The following is a 17307-nucleotide window of genomic DNA, read 5'->3' as shown; positions in this document are numbered from 1 at the left end:
TATCGAAAACACCGTAAAAATAGAGAATGCCTATACAAGATCGGTCATCATACAAAATAAAAAAGCTGAGCCCAAACAAAAAAATTATTCTCTTCCCTGATCAAGTGTCACCTGCCGCGCTTTGTTTCTTACGATTTCTGCGAATGGCCTATTATATATTTTACTTTCAAGCCATGAAATGATATCAAAGTATTCAAATACCTCCTTCTCCTTTTTATTAAGGGATAGAAGCTCAATTCTAAGAGTAATGAAAGCTTCTTTAAACTCTTTCGTTGTTTTTAACTTAGGAAGTTTCTTACGAAGAAAATCCAGTATGTACGATTCCAACTTAAATACGCGCTGTCTTTTTAAAAGATAATAGGCAGTGGATCTTATATAATAATGAAGATTCAACTCATTCTGCAGTTCGAAAAGAACTAGAAGTCGGACTATTCTGGAAAATGCTTGTATGTCCTTTCGTATTTCTTGTTCAGGATGATTTATGATTTTATTTAATATGATTAATGACTGCCTGTACTCACCAGCACCAAAATGTATACATGCACAGCAATACCAAACCGTAAAATTAAAAGAAGTCCCTAAAACAGCTTCGTTTAGTTCATACTTTTCGCTTATAAATTTGAATGTACGAACGCCTTCATCGAATTTTCCGGTAAGTAATTGAATCATCAACTCTTGTATGATTGATTTTAGAAATAATATTTTTAGGCTACCTGATTTGTTGATAAGTTTACTTGCCTCCGCCTCTTTTATTTTTTGCAAGTACATTAAGGCCTCAGGAAACTTCCTCATTTCTAATAGTAAAATTATAATGTTATTTAGGCCGGAGATGTAATTGTACATATCCATTATATCAGTGGGGAGTGTTTTGTATAACGAGAGAAACTTCACCAGAAAAAAGAGAGATTTTTTGGGATTCCCGGTATAACGGAAGCATACTGATGCGGAGGTATAATAGAATATTTTTTGTGCTCTGTCAAGTTGGTCGGCATCAATTTCAGTGATTTGCTTTTTTATTCTGGATAAAATTCTTTTTTCGTTTTCATGTTTCAGTACGGTGCCATAGACTCGCTGCAACCCCAACATCTTATTATGGAGGTTTTCAAGTTCGACAAACTGCTTGTATTTATCGATCCATAAGCACGTTTCGTCAAAAAGAATTTTATTTTTTTGGTCAAAATCTGCTTGCTGTTGATCAAAATTAATAATTCGCCTTTCCCATCTTGTCAGTTCTAAAAAGTAAGGGTACTTACCGTGTTCCGCCGCTATATTTTTTGCCTTTTTGATAAGTTTGAGCGCATGAGATAACAGCTGCTTTTCAACAAGTATTTCTACCCGGCGAATATGCTCACCCAATATGGCTTCGATAGTGATGTTTGAATGAAACTCGGCTAAACTTTTGAGTATTAAATTAAATAACCTGCTTTTTTCCGTCGACAGGTTCTTTCCCATCCGCTTGCCATGAAATATCTTTTTTATAGCAGTCTCATCATACTCCTTTTGTCTGCAAATAGCGTCAAAAAGAATCAGGTAAGTATTTTGTTTACCTATAACATGCCTGTTGGCGAAGAGCCTGAAGTACCGCTTTTCATTTTTGTTTAATGATTTTACTAATTGAAACAGTTCGGGAGAAGGGGTCATGGACTATTCGTAATCTATCCAAGTATATAAAACATATCATCAAAAAACAAATGAATTCCCGTTTTTTTGAAGCTTTGGACAATTGAACATATATTAAAATAGGTAAGCAGCGCATGATGTGATTTCCTAATATTGTACTGCAACCAATTTAGAAACCGGATATTATGAAGACGAAAGCAATAGCTGTCACTCGTTTGCCTGGATCGGTTATTTTCCTGGTTCTAATGTGTTTATCACAGTTCATTAATTCGCAAAATACTCAAGGACGTTGGATAGAAGTTAAAGGAAAAAGAATAACTGATAATCCAATTATTGGAGATGCGACACTATCCTTGCCAGCTGAATATAGGCTTTATGATTTAAACATTGAAGAGTTAAAAAATGAGTTGCATAGTGGAAGGAGAGTACTTATATCCTTTGAAGATGATTATCGTTGGGAAGTAGATGTTGAACGATTTGATATAAGAACAGAAAATTATATTTTGAATTCTTTGGTGGCCAAATCGAGATATACGCGCTCCTTAGAAACTCCGGACCCTCCGGAAACATATAGGAGTAAAGGGTCAAACTAAGAAGTTGTTTAAAATGGGAGGGTTATATTGAAACGTCAAATATTTTTCATGACATCGGGTGAGAATTTTATTCTCGCGTTTTCAAACCTCCGCACTTTCAGCGCAGAGTGGTTAATCCAATTTTGCACAAGCGCGATCTTAATTATTTTTGGAAGCACTTATTTTCGCGCGCAAAATCCCCAAGCCCTTCCGCTGGCAACCGCCAACTCGCTCCGCGGCTCGGGCATGAGCTTTACCCCTAACAAAGGACAAATAGCCGACATGAACGGCAAGCCCTGCCCCGATGTATTGTATAAGGGTGAAACACCCGGAGCCGACATATACCTTCGCAAAACAGGTATAAGCTACGTGCTAAGCGACATGAACCAAGTGATGCACGAAATTGAGGAAGAAGTGGAGGAAAAAGAGCACAACGGACAACTGCAACAACATGAAGTGGAAAAGCTGAAACAGGAGCTTGAAATGCAAGCGCAAATACAAATACACCGGTTAGACGTGGATTTTGTTAACATAAATCAACTAACGGAAATAGAAATGTATGAGCAGGTTGAAGGATATACAAATTACTACTACGGTCATTGTCCGCAGGGAATTACCAATGTTTATTCGTATAATACAGTAACACAAAAAAACATTTACAAAGGCATTGATGTAAAGTATTTTGGGAACAAACAAAACGGCCTTGAATACGACTTTGTGGTACACCCTCATGCCGATCCATCCCAGATAAAACTAAGCTACAAAGGTGCCGAAAGCATACACATAGATGAGTCAGGCCGGCTGATCATAAAAACGGAACTGAACACGATAACCGAATACATGCCCAAAGTATACCAGAATATAAATGGGAAAATTGTGGATATAAAAGCGGAGTATAAGTTAAATAAGAGAAATGAAACATCAGGTTTCAGAACAAACATCAACCACACTCACGTTTCAGTTATTAAATCATGTAATTACGAAGTGACTTTCAGGCTCGAAACATATGATCACAATTTCCCATTGATTATTGATCCCTGGGCAACCTATTACGGAGGGAATATATCGGAGTACGTTGAGGGCATCACCACCGACGATACCGGAAATGTGTTGATTTCAGGACGTTCAAATGATGTAGCGTTTCCGGTTGGTCCTGGCTCAGTAGCACAAACAACTTTTGGAGGACTTTGGGATACATTCACAGTTAAGTTTAATGCTGCTGGTGGCAGACTTTGGGCCACCTTCTACGGAGGTGATAAAAACGATGGCTCCAGCTCTGTCGCTACTGATAATGCCGGCAATGTGCTGATTGCCGGATATACACAGGGCGGGTCGTTTCCGTTAGGGGCTACTGGAGCAAATATAGTTCAACAATTGCTTTTTGGAGGAGCTATGGACGCTTTTGTTGTCAAATTGACTCCCGCTGGATCAAGATTTTTTGCCACCTTTTACGGAGGTGACAAAAGTGAAAATGCCACATCTATCCAAACGGATAATTCCGGCAATATTCTGATTGCAGGGGAAACATATGGTGGAAGTTTTCCGATAGCTTCTGTGGGGGCAAACGTAGTGCAGCAAGCTGTTTTTGGGGGAGCTTTGGATGGTTTCGTTGTAAAATTTAGTCCCGCTGGATCAAGGCTTTGGGCTACTTTTTTTGGTGGAAATAAAGTTGAAAGTGATGTTATTCTTGATGTTGACAAGTCAGATAATGTGTTGATTACAGGGGATACATATGGTGGAAGTTTTCCGGCGGGTGCATTTGGAACAAATATAGTGCAACAAGCGTCTTTTGGAGGAGGAATGACTGATCTTTTTGTTGCAAAATTTAGCCCAATCGGATCAAGACTTTGGGCTACTTTTTTCGGGGGAAGCGGATCCGATTTTAGCCATGGAATAATTACTGATAATGATGGCAATGTGGCGATTATTGGGAATCCCGGCGTATCGTTCCCTGTTGGAGCAGTAGCATCCAATATTGTACAGCAGGCTATTCCGACAGGAGGAGATGTCTTCGTTGCAAAGTTTAGTCCTATAGGGGCAAGACTTTGGGCAACTTATTGTGGAGGAGGAGCAAATTTTCAATATGGGAGTATTGCTTGCGACGCTGATAATTATATTTATGCACTTTTTGAAGGCGAAGATGTAGCTTCGGGTACCCTTATTGACGCTTGCTCGTGGCAACCTGTTTTTAACGGAGGTTCCGCTATAAACACTAACGGCCCTAGTCGTCCGGTGGAAGACCAAACAATAGTGAAATATAGCCCCATTGGGGAAAAACTTTGTGCTACTTATGTGGGAGGAACCGGGGAAGATGAACTCGAAACTTCTCATGGGATGATAGCTATTTTTGATAACTCACTATACATAGCCGGAATGACCGATGGAAGCTACCCGGTAACAGCCGGGGTTGCACAAACCATTTATGGCGGAGGTGCCTGGGATGCCTTTGTGGTTCAGCTCTGCATTAACATCTGTGAGGGAAAAACACTTGGAGTTGATTTTGTTGGCACGGGTAATTGTCCTTTAACATTAACTCCATCCATTGCCTCATCATGCGATACTGCAGGTTATAAATACCAATGGATATTTCAAGGCGGTATTCCAGTTTCATCAACTGAAATAAATCCTGTTGTAAGCTATAACAGTCCAGGTACTTACAGCGTTAAATTGGTGCTAACTACGCTCTGCAAAAAAGACAGCATAACAAAACAATTTACAGTAAGTGCCCCCTGCAGCAATTGCAACTTAAGCACTCTATTCACTAAAGGCACTGCCAACTGCGTAAATTGCGGCTGCAAAGAATGGCTCATGGTAACCGGCAAAGATGGTACTGAACCTTACAGCTACCAATGGCCCGACGGGTATAACAAACGATACAGGAACGGGCTTTGCCCGGGAGCATACAATGTAAAAGTTACTGATAAAAACGGGTGCAGTGTAAACCTTAACTTAACCTCACCCTGATAAACCGCATCAATGAAAACAACAACATGGCAACTATAAAAAAACAAAACCTAATTAAAACAAAACCTATGGAAACTCTATCTAATTCAATGATTCACAAATTTAAATTTGTCGTTTTATTATTCGTCTCTGCGTGTTTATACTCTTATGCTACTTTGCCCGCAGGAATAAGTGCAAATGCCTTTTACAAAAAAGGATATTTGGACGTGAGTTTATACGATGTACACAATACAGATATCACTATAGCTACCGCTGCAATTCAAACGGCAGTAAGTGATGCACAAGCAAACAAGCTTGTTTGTTACTTCCCATCCGGCAATTACATCATTAACAGCACCATTGAAGGCTTAATGCCAATGACATGGAATACGAATGTGAATGACTACACTACTGATAGAAGAGAGCCCGTTTATATTGTTGGAGCTAATCCGCGTCCAACGATTACTTTAAAAGCGAATTCAAGTGGTTTCAACGATCCTGCAAATCCCAAACCAATGTTTTTAATTAGCGCTTATTCTAAATCCGATAATATATATCGATCGAATATTGCGTTTAATTTGGTGTTCAGAAACATTGACTTAGATTTGAATGGCAGCACAAACACAGGGGCGGTTGGACTTGATTTCGTAGGAGCACAGGGATCAACCATTGAAGATGTTAAAGTTACAGCAACTAATGCTTACTCAGGGTTTTTAGGTGCTCCTGGCCAGGGAGGAGGAACATACAATGTGGAGGTGATTGGGGGACAGCATGCATGGGATCTTTATGATGATGAATCGAGGTTTGTTACATTGGTTGGTATAACCTGTACTGATCAGACTGCCGAAATAATCAGAATTAATCCCTCGCAAAGAACTCAACGCCCAATACTAATAACCGGCTTCAGTTTTAAAAAAGCAAACACCGACCCGGTTATCACATCATGGCCAACAGCTGGTGGTATTAGTCTTGTCGATGGAATTATTGAATATACCGGATCAACCGCATCATACGCACTTCCTGTTCCGGCAAATAATCTGTACATCAAAAATGTGTATTTTAAAAAATGTAATTTCATTGTTTCCGGCAGTACAGGATCAGCATTAATTCCGATTAATTGGACCCAGGTTTTAGATTATCGGTATACCGGTACAAATGGAGCCTGCCTGATTGACGGACAAACCATAGGAGCCAATACCTACCACCTGGCGAAAACAGATAATGTGCCCCAACCGGTAGCTGCCACAATCACCGGTAAGCACATTGTCTGGGATTCATCTGATTTTATATCAATTGAGAATGCAAATGATCCCGATTTTATTGATGTTGTAAATGATGTTGCAAAGATGGCTGCTTTTGGTGGAGTTATTAAAGCTAATGATGCTTCCGACGATTATCAGAAATTACAAGATGTGATAAACTCTTACAATAAAGTTTTTCTACCTAAAGGAACATACTACATTAGCCAACCCCTTGTTTTAGGAAGCAATACCCAATTGTTAGGTGCAGGGAAAACCTACACTGTAATTAGACCTGTTACCAGTTCTTGGAATTCTCCAACAAACAAAACAATGATTACTACAGTTGCCGATGCAGGTGCTACAACAAGTATGTCGTTTCTTATGCTCGAAACAGACCCCGATATATACCAGGATATGAGTCGTATTACCTGGTTAGCAGGCCGTAATTCAATGATTCGGGACGTAATGATTGGCGCCACCCTTTCTTCTACAACTATTGGATCGATAGATCATCATTTGTTAAAACTTTCAGGCAGCACTGCAGGAGGTCATTTTTACGGCTTTACTGCCGAAAATAATGCAATAAAAAAAATTACGGGAAATGCGAATTACAGAGCCGTCAAAATTGATAATACAAAAGAACCAATTCGTTTCTATGCATATAATTCAGAAAGAATTTACAGCACTATACAATTCGAGATTAAAAATTCATCCGATGTTGAAATATACTATTTAAAGTCGGAAGCCAACGCTTCCGATGGCCAGGCACTTCCGCTGTCTATTAGCAATTCGGACAATGTGAGACTTTTTTGTCTATCAGGGAACATTAATATTGTAAATAACCGCGGATTGGTTGAAGTGAATACCAGTACAAATGTGTTTGTTTCAACAATTAAATCATCGCAAATAGCTTCAGGCTGCTTTAATTTAAAAGAAGTCCAAGGAACATCAACTTATACTGTTGCGTATGATAAAAACATGAACGTCTTTCATCGTATTGGATTACCTACAGCCAGTTTTAAACAATACCTATGCACAGGAGCCACTATTGCCGATTTAATGGCAAACGGAACTGAAATTAAATGGTGGGATTCGTTAACCAATGGAAACCAGTATACCAATTTAGCTACTGTTTTAGTAAATAACCAACATTATTATGTTAGCCAAACCGTATTTGGAAACACGAGTGCAAGAGTGGATGTGATAGCAAAAATTAATGCGCCTCCATCAATTATTACACAACCGGTATCGTCTAGTATTCCAGTTGGCGCCAAAGCTTATGTTTCTGTCGAAGCAACCAACGTTGCTACGTACAAATGGCAATACCAGCTATCCGGAACATGGATTGACGTGGACGACAACATTCCTACAGGAGCAGCTTATAACAATACTCAGGCAACGGAAAACTTAGTGATTAATGGTCTTTCTGTTGGTACTCACTTATATCGTTGCATTACCACAAGTAATTGTGGAGTTAACGTTATTTCAGACACAGTCACCATTACTACGGATGCCGTTACATCTATTTCGAAGATTACGAATAATAATTTGTCATTGTTCAACGTGTTCCCGAATCCATCGACAGGTATATGTGAGTTAACAATGAAAGATGTTGGTCAAAACGCTAAATATGAAGTGTTCACTATCGATGGTAAAGTGTTATGCAACGGCGATATTATCGACGGCAAATCTACCCTTAACTTAACCAATGTCCAATCGGGGATGTATATCCTAAAACTGATTGATGAACTTGCAGGCGATATGCGGAAAATGATTATTATACAACACTAAGCAACTGTTTAAAATGGGAGGGTTATATTGAAACGTCAAATATTTTTCATGACATCGGGTGAGAGTTTTATTCTCGCGTTTTCAAACCTCCGCACTTTCAGCGCAGATTGGTTAATCCAATTTTGCACAAGCACTGTCTTAATTATTTTTGCAAGCACTGATTTTCGCGCGCAAAATTCACAAGCCGTTCCGCTGGCAACAGATAACCCGCACTCACTTCGGGGTTCGGGCATGAGCTTTACCCCCAATAAAGGACAAATAGCCGATATGAAAGGTAAACTGCGCCCCGACATATTATTCAAAGGAGCAACTGAAGGAGCGGACGTATACATACGTAAAACAGGAATAAGTTATGTGCAAAGCAATATGGCCGAAGTGATGCATGGGATAGAAGAGGAAGTGGAGGAAAAAGAGAAGGCCGAAAAAATATCCGAAGACAAAAAGCAAAAACTAAAAGAGGAGTTACTAAGTAAAGCATTGCTGAAAGTTCATCGACTGGATATGGATTTCGAAAGAGCCAACCTGTATTCGGAAGCGACAGGCAATGAGCAGGCCGAAGGATATACTAATTATTATTACGCGCACTGCCCGCAGGGAATAACAAATGTTTACTCCTATAACAGCGTAACACAAAGCAATATTTACAAAGGTATCGACATAAAATACTTTGGAGGAAAAGAGGGAGGGTTGAAGTACGACATCATCGTACACCCCGGAGCCGACCCTCATCAAATAAAGTTCCGATGGAAAGGTGCCGATCACATAAGCATAAATCATGAAGGAACTTTGGTAATTAAAACCGGCGTAAACGAATTTACCGAAACCCTGCCCAAAGTTTACCAAAACATAAATGGAAAAATTATTGATGTAAAAGCTAACTACAATTTAACTCTCTCCCCGAAGGGGAGAGTCGGAGAAGGGCTTGTAACTTTTGAACTTGGAACCTGGAGCCCGGAACACCCTTTAATCATCGATCCCTGGGTTACTTATTATGGTGGAACAGGTTTCGATATGGGAGCAGACATTACCACTGACGAAACTGGCAATGTGTATGTAACTGGGCAGACCGGCAGCACATCCCAAATAACTTCATTGGGCTTTCAGAATGTATTTGGTGGTAGTTATGATGCCTTTCTGGTCAAGTTTAATTCGGGAGGCAGTAGAATCTGGGCAACCTACTACGGGGGAGCCGGAGCCGATGCAGGCTATAGTGTTGCAGTTGATAGAGTTGGCAATGCCTATCTTACAGGATCTGCGGGTGCGGGTAGTATAGTTGGTATTGCTTCAGGTGGCTTTCAGAATGTATTTGGTGGTAATTATGATGCCTTTCTGGTTAAGTTTAATTCGGGGGGTAGTAGAATTTGGGCAACTTACTATGGAGGAATTGGCTTTGATTATGGTTATGGCGTTACCGCTGATGGAGCTGGAAACGTGTATCTGGCAGGCTTAACAAGAGGCTCAACCAATATTGCTTCGGGTGGCTTTCAGAATTTATATGGCGATGGTGATGGAGATGCTTTTCTAGTTAAATTCGATCCGGGGGGTGCAAGGATATGGGCTACATACTATGGAGGATCCGGATACGACGATGGAAGGAGTGTTGCTATAGATGTGACCGGCAATGTGTATCTGGCAGGACTGACAGCTAGTGTAACAGGTATTGCTTCAGGTGGCTTCCAGAATGTACTTCGTGGTCTATCGGATGCCTTCCTAGTCAAATTCGATCCGGGGGGTAATAGAGTTTGGGCGACTTACTATGGAGGAACAGGCGATGATAGTGGCCATAGCACAGATGTTGATGGAGCCGGAAATATAATATATCTGTCTGGCCGGACAAATAGTGTAACAGGTATTGCTTCAGGTGGTTTTCAAAATGTACTTGGTGGTGGGGAAGATGCTTTTCTAGTAAAATTTACTTCCTCTGGCCTCCGCGTATGGGCCACATATTTAGGGGGAGCCTCCGTTGATTACGGTTTATCACTCGTTGTGGATCCTGACAACAATGATGTGTTTGTGTCGGGCGATACTTACAGCCTGAATTTCCCTATAACTTCCTGTGCCTGGCAAAAAAATCTGGCCGGTGGAATTTCCGAAGATAGTTTTGTCGCGCATTTCAAACCCGATGGTAAAATAGTCTGTTCTTCTTATGTGGGAGGACCTGGAACGTCTGATGATGAATATTGCAGTATTGCTCTACACGGCTGCTACGTTTATATGACAGGGTATACCGGAGGTTCCTACCCTGTTACACCGGGCGCGCATCAAACAGTTTATAGAGGAGGTTTGGATGCTTTTGTAGCGCAGTTGTATAAAAGCAGCTGTGGCTTTGATAAAACCACTGCCTTGTCGGCCACAGTGCCCACCGGCAGCCTGTGCAATAATACGCCATTGAATTTTACCGGTAATTTTTCCGTTAGCTGCGAAAGTAACACGGCAAGTTATTTATGGAGTTTCCCCGGAGCCACCCCTTCAAATTCAACTGCGCAAAATCCCACCGGTATTGTATACCCATCGCCCGGCACTTATACAGTAACCCTCAAGGCCAAAACAGCTTGCGATAGCGCGGAGAAGCTTATTAATGTAGTTATATCGCTTTGCTCAACATGTAACTTAAATGCCCAATTTGTAAAAGGTACTTCCAATTGTCCCGATTGCAAAACGAACGGCTGCAAAGAATGGATAATGGTAACCGGCAAAGATGGAACAGAGCCCTACAGCTACCAATGGCCCGATGGGTACGACAAACGGTACCGGAATGGGCTGTGTCCGGGAGCATATAACGTAAAAGTGACAGACAAGAGCGGGTGCAGCGTAAATGTTAACCTCACCGCACCGTGATCAGGCATACTTGCCATCGGCAAGATAATTTACCACATAATCCTTTATCCCTTCTTCAAGCGAGTGAAAATTTTTGCTGTAGCCGATCGACCTCAGCTTATTCATATTGGCCTCGGTAAAGTATTGGTATTTGTCGCGTATGTCAACAGGAGTATCAATGAATTCAATTTTTGGTTGTTTGTTAAGCGCATGATAAGTGTTATTGACCAGGTCAAGGAAAGTCCTCGCTTTGCCGGAGCCTAAATTATAAAGGCCGGAGTCCTTACGGTGCTGCATCAAAAACATGCACACTTCCACCACATCTTTCACATATACAAAATCGCGCAGTTGTTCGCCATCTTTATATTTGGGATTGTGCGACCTGAATAGTTTTACAGATCCTTTATCTTTTATCTGGTTAAACGCGTGAAATACTACTGAAGCCATGCGGGCCTTGTGGTATTCGTTCGGACCGTACACATTAAAAAATTTCAGGCCCGCCCAAAAGTATGGTTTGGACGGTTGTTTCAATGCCCATTTGTCAAATTCGTTTTTCGATTCTCCGTATGGATTTAATGGTTTTAGTTTCTCAACCACATCATGATCATCATTATAGCCAAGTTCTCCCAATCCGTAGGTAGCGGCTGATGAAGCGTATACAAAGGGTAAACCGAATTCAACACAAATGTTCCAAAGCTCTTTGGTATAATTTAAATTCAGCCGGTCAAAAATTTCTTTATTAAATTCCGTAGTGTCGGTTCGCGCACCAATGTGAAATATGAATTGTGTGAAACGGTGATTATCCCGCAACCATTTTGGAAAATCATCGCGGTGTATCTTGTGTGAAAAGGTTTTGCCTTCAAGGTTTGGCATTTTTTGCTTAGCCGAAAAATCATCAACTATTACAATGTCCTTATACCCTTCGGCATTTAGTTTGCCTACCAGGCAACTACCTATAAAACCTGCCGCACCTGTAACAACTATCATTGGATAAGAATTTGCGCTAAATTACAAATTGAATTCTGTTTTTTCGCCACCAAAACACGAAAGCGCGAAATTTCACTAAATTTTTTGCGGGCTTTCGTGTTCCTGCCTGCCGAGGCGCTGCTCCCCCTTACTTTGGCAGGCAGGTTAGTGTTTTTGTGGCAAAGGTGCCCGACTAAAAATCAACATATACAGCGTGATACCGTGAGAATTTTAAGATTATTCAATAATGAAATGAGGAATGAGATTTGTATTTGGAACAATGCCGAGTTTCTTTATTTCTTCAAAAAGTAAATGAATTGCTTTTTTCCCTTCCTTACCAAGTTCAATGGTATAATTATTTACATAAAGGTCAATGTGTTTTTGGATCACTTCATCGCTCATTTCCTGGGCATTGGCTTTCACAAAAGCCCGACTATCTGCGGGATTTGCAAATGCATATTCAATACTCTTTCTTAATACACGATTTATTTTTTGTTGAATAGGTTTGTCTATGCGACGGTTCACCACAATACCTCCTAACGGAATAGGGTATTGTGTATGTTGTTCCCAATATTCTCCCAGGTCAATGATCTTTTTTAATCCTTTTGCTTCATAAGTAAAGCGGTTTTCGTGAATAATAACACCCGCATCAACCCTGCCATTTAAGACAGCATCTTCAATTTCAGAAAAGACCATTTCAACTTTATTTTTCGCATTTGGGTAGGCAAGACTGAATAATAAATTGGCAGTGGTATATTTTCCCGGAATAGCTATTTTGAGATTTGAGATTTGAGATTTGAGATTTGAGACCTGGAATTTGGAAATTAATAGCGGCCCGCAGCCCTTTCCTAAAGCACTACCTGAATTTAATAAAGCGTATTTATCAGTTAAATAAGCATACGCATGATAGCTAAGTTTGGTGATATCAATGGTCCCTTCAAAAGCCTTTTTGTTCAGGTTTTCTACATCAGTCATTGTTACATCGAACACAAGGTCCTCTGTGTCAATTTTCCCATGGATCATTGCGTCAAATATAAAGCAATCGTTAGGACAGGGTGAGAAGCCTAAAGTTAGTAGTGTGCTCATTTATCAGAAGGCATCCAGCACTTTAATGATAGCGCTGCTTAAATTTTCGAGTGCAAGAGGTATGTTCCAGTTGTTTTTATTTCTTCGGTCAACATAATTTGAAATGGATCTGATCTGTGCAAAAGGTAAACTTTCTTTTTTGCAGGCGAACATAAAGGCGGCACCTTCCATGCTTTCAATATCCGGATTGAGGCGTTGAACTATTTTTTTTATACTTTGCTCGTTACCATGAACAGTGTTCACAGTTATGCCTTTTGCCTTTGGAAGTTGGTCGATCACTTTATTTTTAAGGGTAGAGTTGTTATTGACTTCATTGGTGCCGATCAGGTTCAGCTCATGAAGTGTTAAAAATTTATCCCCGTCCTCGGCTCCCAGTTCAGAAAAAATATCGTGTGTAACATTTACTACTTGTCCAAGTTCGGTTTTTTTTGAAAAGGAACCGGCAATGCCAATGTTCAAAGCCATGTCATAACCGTCGTTCAGCGCCTTTCCCATTGCATAACCCATGGCCGACATGCCCACGCCGCTTACATAAAATTTAATATCAACAGTGTTATAACCGGCCTCAAGAATAGTGTTATTGTAATTCTGATAAACCTCAACCTTATCCAATAAATGCTCGATCTCTGTGAATGTTGCCGATGCAATTAAAATATTCATATGTAGTTTAAGTTAAGCAATACAAAGCTATAATAATACGCCTATTTGCAAAAATCTATGATGGAATATTGGAATGATGCAGATTTTGATACATTGTTTCATTATTTTGATCCGGTCATTCAAATTTGTTTTTAGAGGGTAACAATAAAGTTATATTTCTCCCGGACGAATTGACTATTTTAATGGTGAGGAGGAACCCAGATGATTTTTAATCTTTGTTTATGTTTATTTGGGAAAAAATCTTGTAGGTTTGCATTATATATTTTATTGAAATGGTTTATATAACACGAAGAGAACGCTTTAGCGCGGCGCATAAATTATTCCGGCCCGATTGGAATGACGAAAAAAATCTGGAAAAATTCGGAAAGTGTGCCAACCCCAACTGGCATGGGCATAATTATGAATTACTTACAACAGTTAAGGGACCTGTTGACCCTGAAACCGGTTATTGCGCTAATTTAATAGACATAAGTTCGGTTATCAAAAAATATGTAGTGGATAAGCTGGATCATAAAAATATTAATCTTGACGTTGATTTTATGAAAGGAAAAATGGCTACCACGGAAGTCGTTGCCATCGAAATCTGGAAGCAACTGGAGCCGCATATCAATAAACTTGGTTGTAAATTACATTGTGTGAAATTGGTGGAAACGGAGAATAATTATGTTGAATATTTTGGCAATTAGTTCGGACTTCTTTCACAATAAATGGTCTATGTGTAACAGTGCTATACAATATTTTACCTTATTTATTAGCTTGTTATTATTTAATCCCGATCATTATGCACAGGGAGTGAATGTAAATCAATACAAAACAAAGGAAGCTAACATGAAATACATAGAAACATTTAAAATAAACAAATGTGAAAAAATAACTCTTCACTTTTATAAAAAAATATCTGACTCAAGGGATGGAATACCTCCACTGGTCAGGGAAATAAATGATAAGGAAGTTTTGGGAGAGATCATTTCTTTGTTGAATAAATTGCCTGATAAAGGCGATATGATGATAAAGATGGGGGATGTGGCTGTATTAAAAGTGATAATAACGCTTGATAATACGGCAAGCAGCTATTTTGAGTATTATGAAGATTCGATAAAAACACCGGCGACATCATTTTATTCTGGTTCACCCGGCGAAGAAAAAAAGCTATACGAACTCCTTATGTCATATTTTAAAAGTAAATAGTCAGTTCAATACCAACAACTAACAACTGAGAACGGACAACCAATTACATGGCTAACTATAAAAAAACAGAAGAATACAATTCCGGTGTAACCGAACAAATCGCGGAATATTATAAAGATATCCTGGAGAAGCTGGGTGAAGATACAAAACGTGAAGGCCTTGAAAAGACGCCTTACCGTGTTGCAAAGGCATTACAATATTTAACTCACGGTCATTGTATTGATCCGGCGGCGATCCTGCGATCGGCAATGTTCAAAGATGAGTATAAACAAATGGTGATTGTAAAGGATATTGAGGTGTATTCGCTTTGTGAACATCATTTATTGCCATTCATAGGTAAGGCGCATATAGCCTATATTCCAAACGGGCACATTGTTGGATTGAGCAAAATACCACGGGTAGTTGATGCGTTTGCACGCAGACTTCAGGTGCAGGAACGTCTTACGGTTGAAATACGGGATTGTATACATGCGACCCTTAATCCTATTGGCGTAGCTGTTGTAATTGAAGCCACGCATCTGTGTATGCAAATGCGGGGTGTGCAAAAGCAAAATTCGGTAACAACTACATCGGCATTTACCGGGGAATTTTTGAAGGAGACGACACGAAAGGAGTTTATCACATTGATATCATCTAAGTTACATTGAAAATAGTTTCAGGTTAAACTCAACCTGAAACCTGAAACAAACGAAAATGAAAGCATACATCTTCCCCGGACAAGGCTCACAGTTTCCCGGAATGGGCAAAGAGCTTTATGAAACATCAATTCAGGCAAAAGAACTGTTTGAAAAAGCCAATAGCATTCTTGATTTTCGCATCACCGATATTTTATTTGGAGGAACTGAGGAGGAGCTGAAGCAAACGAAAGTGACGCAGCCTGCCATTTTTCTACATTCTGTAATATTGGCAAAAGCATTGGGCGTATCATTTATGCCCGATATGGTGGCGGGGCACTCCCTGGGAGAATTTTCGGCGTTGATGGCTAATCAAACACTTACGTTTGAAGATGCGCTGGTATTGGTGTCAAAGCGTGCGATGGCTATGCAAAAAGCCTGCGAAGCGAAACCCTCAACCATGGCTGCTATTTTAAACCTCGATGATAAAGTTGTTGAGACGATCTGCGCTGAAATAACTGCAAGCGGGGAAGTTGTTGTAGCTGCCAATTACAATTGCCCCGGGCAGCTTGTAATATCAGGCACCACAAATGGTGTAACTATTGCCTGTGAAAAATTAAAGGCAGCAGGTGCAAAACGTGCGTTGCTGTTGCCTGTAGGCGGTGCATTCCACTCGCCCTTAATGGAACCGGCGCGCATTGAGCTGGAGGCCGCGATCAACTCGACTTTATTTAGTAAGCCCATTTGTCCGGTTTATCAGAACGTGACTGCGAATGCAGTTTCAGATCCGGAACAAATAAAGAAAAATTTAATATCTCAATTAACCGCTCCTGTAAAATGGACTCAGACAATACAGCAAATGATCGCCGATGGTGCCACTTCTTTTGTTGAGGTTGGCCCCGGAAAAGTGTTGCAGGGATTGGTGAAAAAGGTGAATAAGGATATAGAAGCGGTGAGCGCGTGATAATTGGCAGGAATTTATTGTTCCAGGATTTGTGTCATTCCGAGCATGGCGAGGAATCTGGCATTTGAGGGGGGAGATAAGCTTACGCACAACCCGATTGCTCGCTATGCCCGGAATGACACTGATTTTTATTATGTTAGGAACTTGTTATCAGAATAAATATGAAACGCAAATTGAAAATCCTGATACTTCTCTCATTTTTAATTTTTAATTCTACATTTTTAATTCCCTTGCACGCTCAGTTCTTCAATGCGCTTGGCGTTACAGTCGGCGTAACTTACGGTAATGAACGCTGGACCGACGACAACTTGAAGACCAGCGAAAGAAAGAAGTATATATTGGGGTTTAATGGCAGTGTACTGGCAGAGTTTTTCAGTGATGATTATTTTAGATGGGTGTCTGAGTTTCAGTTTAACCAAAAGGGGAGTGCTGAAAAAACAAGTGCGGCAAATTACAGTACCAAACTGAATTATATCTGTTTTAATAATTATTTAAAGTTTCGCACCGAATTAGTAAGCATAATACCATACTTTTTGATCGGCCCGCGCTTGGAGTATAAATTGTCGGGTGGGAGCGATAATCCCCGTGTAACAGGGGCTTTTAAACCCTTACATGTTAGTTTGGCGATAGGGGTGGGAAATGAGTTTGTTGCCTACGGTCCGTATAAATTTTTTACCGAAGCTTTTTATAATCCCGATATTATGAAGGCATACAGTGTTGGCGGACTTCACATTAAAAACAATGCCTTTGAGTTACGCGTAGGCGTAAAACGTGTATTCGGCAAAAGCAAAAAAGATATGGATTGTAATTCGCCGGTTTATATTCCGGATTTTTAACAAATTGCT

At 40.1% G+C, this 17307-nt stretch carries 13 protein-coding genes; 9 read left to right on the top strand and 4 right to left on the bottom strand.

Annotation, left to right across the window (positions count from 1 at the left end; all coding sequences use genetic code 11):
- Window positions 1–84 precede the first annotated feature (84 nt).
- Window positions 85–1452 carry a hypothetical protein gene (locus HYU69_03175; GenBank protein ID MBI2269339.1) on the bottom strand — a complete coding sequence of 456 codons (1368 nt, stop codon included), beginning with the start codon at window positions 1450–1452 and terminating at the stop codon, window positions 85–87.
- A 353-nt stretch (window positions 1453–1805) separates the two neighbouring features.
- On the opposite strand from HYU69_03175, the gene HYU69_03170 reads away from it, so the two are divergent.
- The 4 genes from HYU69_03170 to HYU69_03155 all read left to right on the top strand — a co-directional run bounded on the left by HYU69_03170 (window position 1806) and on the right by HYU69_03155 (window position 11005).
- A complete protein-coding gene (locus HYU69_03170) occupies window positions 1806–2213 on the top strand; it encodes a hypothetical protein (GenBank protein ID MBI2269338.1) in 408 nt (135 codons plus the stop codon).
- Window positions 2214–2261: 48 nt separating this feature from the next.
- Window positions 2262–5156 carry a hypothetical protein gene (locus tag HYU69_03165; GenBank protein MBI2269337.1) on the top strand — a complete coding sequence of 965 codons (2895 nt, stop codon included), beginning with the start codon at window positions 2262–2264 and terminating at the stop codon, window positions 5154–5156.
- Window positions 5157–5224: 68 nt separating this feature from the next.
- Window positions 5225–8167 (top strand): T9SS type A sorting domain-containing protein, encoded by a 2943-nt coding sequence (locus HYU69_03160; protein MBI2269336.1) that lies wholly within the window; start codon window positions 5225–5227, stop codon window positions 8165–8167.
- 48 nt (window positions 8168–8215) lie between these two features.
- Window positions 8216–11005 (top strand): SBBP repeat-containing protein, encoded by a 2790-nt coding sequence (locus HYU69_03155; protein ID MBI2269335.1) that lies wholly within the window; start codon window positions 8216–8218, stop codon window positions 11003–11005.
- On the opposite strand, the gene rfaD is transcribed toward HYU69_03155, so the two are convergent.
- From rfaD to mqnB, 3 genes are all read right to left on the bottom strand, one after another.
- Window positions 11006–11971 (bottom strand): ADP-glyceromanno-heptose 6-epimerase, encoded by a 966-nt coding sequence (rfaD, locus tag HYU69_03150; GenBank protein MBI2269334.1) that lies wholly within the window; start codon window positions 11969–11971, stop codon window positions 11006–11008.
- 216 nt (window positions 11972–12187) lie between these two features.
- Window positions 12188–13036 (bottom strand): 1,4-dihydroxy-6-naphthoate synthase, encoded by an 849-nt coding sequence (locus tag HYU69_03145; protein ID MBI2269333.1) that lies wholly within the window; start codon window positions 13034–13036, stop codon window positions 12188–12190.
- A gap of 3 nt (window positions 13037–13039) precedes the next feature.
- Entirely contained in the window at window positions 13040–13696 is a 657-nt protein-coding gene (gene mqnB, locus HYU69_03140; GenBank protein MBI2269332.1) for a futalosine hydrolase, read from the bottom strand.
- A gap of 272 nt (window positions 13697–13968) precedes the next feature.
- On the opposite strand from mqnB, the gene HYU69_03135 reads away from it, so the two are divergent.
- The 5 genes from HYU69_03135 (at window position 13969) to HYU69_03115 (ending at window position 17298) form a co-directional block, all read left to right on the top strand.
- A complete protein-coding gene (locus tag HYU69_03135; protein MBI2269331.1) occupies window positions 13969–14382 on the top strand; it encodes a 6-carboxytetrahydropterin synthase in 414 nt (137 codons plus the stop codon).
- Window positions 14383–14524: 142 nt separating this feature from the next.
- A complete protein-coding gene (locus HYU69_03130) occupies window positions 14525–14884 on the top strand; it encodes a hypothetical protein (GenBank protein ID MBI2269330.1) in 360 nt (119 codons plus the stop codon).
- Window positions 14885–14931: 47 nt separating this feature from the next.
- Complete coding sequence (folE, locus tag HYU69_03125; protein ID MBI2269329.1) at window positions 14932–15531, top strand: GTP cyclohydrolase I FolE; 600 nt, start codon at window positions 14932–14934, stop codon at window positions 15529–15531.
- Between the two features lie 46 nt (window positions 15532–15577).
- A complete protein-coding gene (fabD, locus tag HYU69_03120) occupies window positions 15578–16462 on the top strand; it encodes an ACP S-malonyltransferase (GenBank protein MBI2269328.1) in 885 nt (294 codons plus the stop codon).
- A 161-nt stretch (window positions 16463–16623) separates the two neighbouring features.
- The gene (locus HYU69_03115; protein MBI2269327.1) at window positions 16624–17298 is read left to right on the top strand and encodes an outer membrane beta-barrel protein; all 675 of its coding nucleotides are present in this window, start codon (window positions 16624–16626) and stop codon (window positions 17296–17298) included.
- The last annotated feature ends 9 nt before the right edge of the window (window positions 17299–17307 follow it).

This window comes from Bacteroidota bacterium (assembly GCA_016183775.1).
In the GTDB taxonomy this organism is placed as follows: Bacteria; Bacteroidota; Bacteroidia; order JABDFU01; family JABDFU01; genus JABDFU01.
The sequence above is the reverse complement of the archived record's forward strand: the minus strand, read 5'-3'. Positions and strand labels throughout refer to the sequence as shown.

Excerpts from the sequence above, each read along its gene's own strand:
- HYU69_03175 (MBI2269339.1), bottom strand. The coding sequence starts at position 1,452 with ATGGGAAAGAACCTGTCGACGGAAAAAAGCAGGTTATTTAATTTAATA.
- HYU69_03170 (MBI2269338.1), top strand. The coding sequence starts at position 1,806 with ATGAAGACGAAAGCAATAGCTGTCACTCGTTTGCCTGGATCGGTTATT.
- HYU69_03165 (MBI2269337.1), top strand. The coding sequence starts at position 2,262 with ATGACATCGGGTGAGAATTTTATTCTCGCGTTTTCAAACCTCCGCACT.
- HYU69_03160 (MBI2269336.1), top strand. The coding sequence starts at position 5,225 with ATGGAAACTCTATCTAATTCAATGATTCACAAATTTAAATTTGTCGTT.
- HYU69_03155 (MBI2269335.1), top strand. The coding sequence starts at position 8,216 with ATGACATCGGGTGAGAGTTTTATTCTCGCGTTTTCAAACCTCCGCACT.
- rfaD (MBI2269334.1), bottom strand. The coding sequence starts at position 11,971 with ATGATAGTTGTTACAGGTGCGGCAGGTTTTATAGGTAGTTGCCTGGTA.
- HYU69_03145 (MBI2269333.1), bottom strand. The coding sequence starts at position 13,036 with ATGAGCACACTACTAACTTTAGGCTTCTCACCCTGTCCTAACGATTGC.
- mqnB (MBI2269332.1), bottom strand. The coding sequence starts at position 13,696 with ATGAATATTTTAATTGCATCGGCAACATTCACAGAGATCGAGCATTTA.
- HYU69_03135 (MBI2269331.1), top strand. The coding sequence starts at position 13,969 with ATGGTTTATATAACACGAAGAGAACGCTTTAGCGCGGCGCATAAATTA.
- HYU69_03130 (MBI2269330.1), top strand. The coding sequence starts at position 14,525 with ATGAAATACATAGAAACATTTAAAATAAACAAATGTGAAAAAATAACT.
- folE (MBI2269329.1), top strand. The coding sequence starts at position 14,932 with ATGGCTAACTATAAAAAAACAGAAGAATACAATTCCGGTGTAACCGAA.
- fabD (MBI2269328.1), top strand. The coding sequence starts at position 15,578 with ATGAAAGCATACATCTTCCCCGGACAAGGCTCACAGTTTCCCGGAATG.
- HYU69_03115 (MBI2269327.1), top strand. The coding sequence starts at position 16,624 with ATGAAACGCAAATTGAAAATCCTGATACTTCTCTCATTTTTAATTTTT.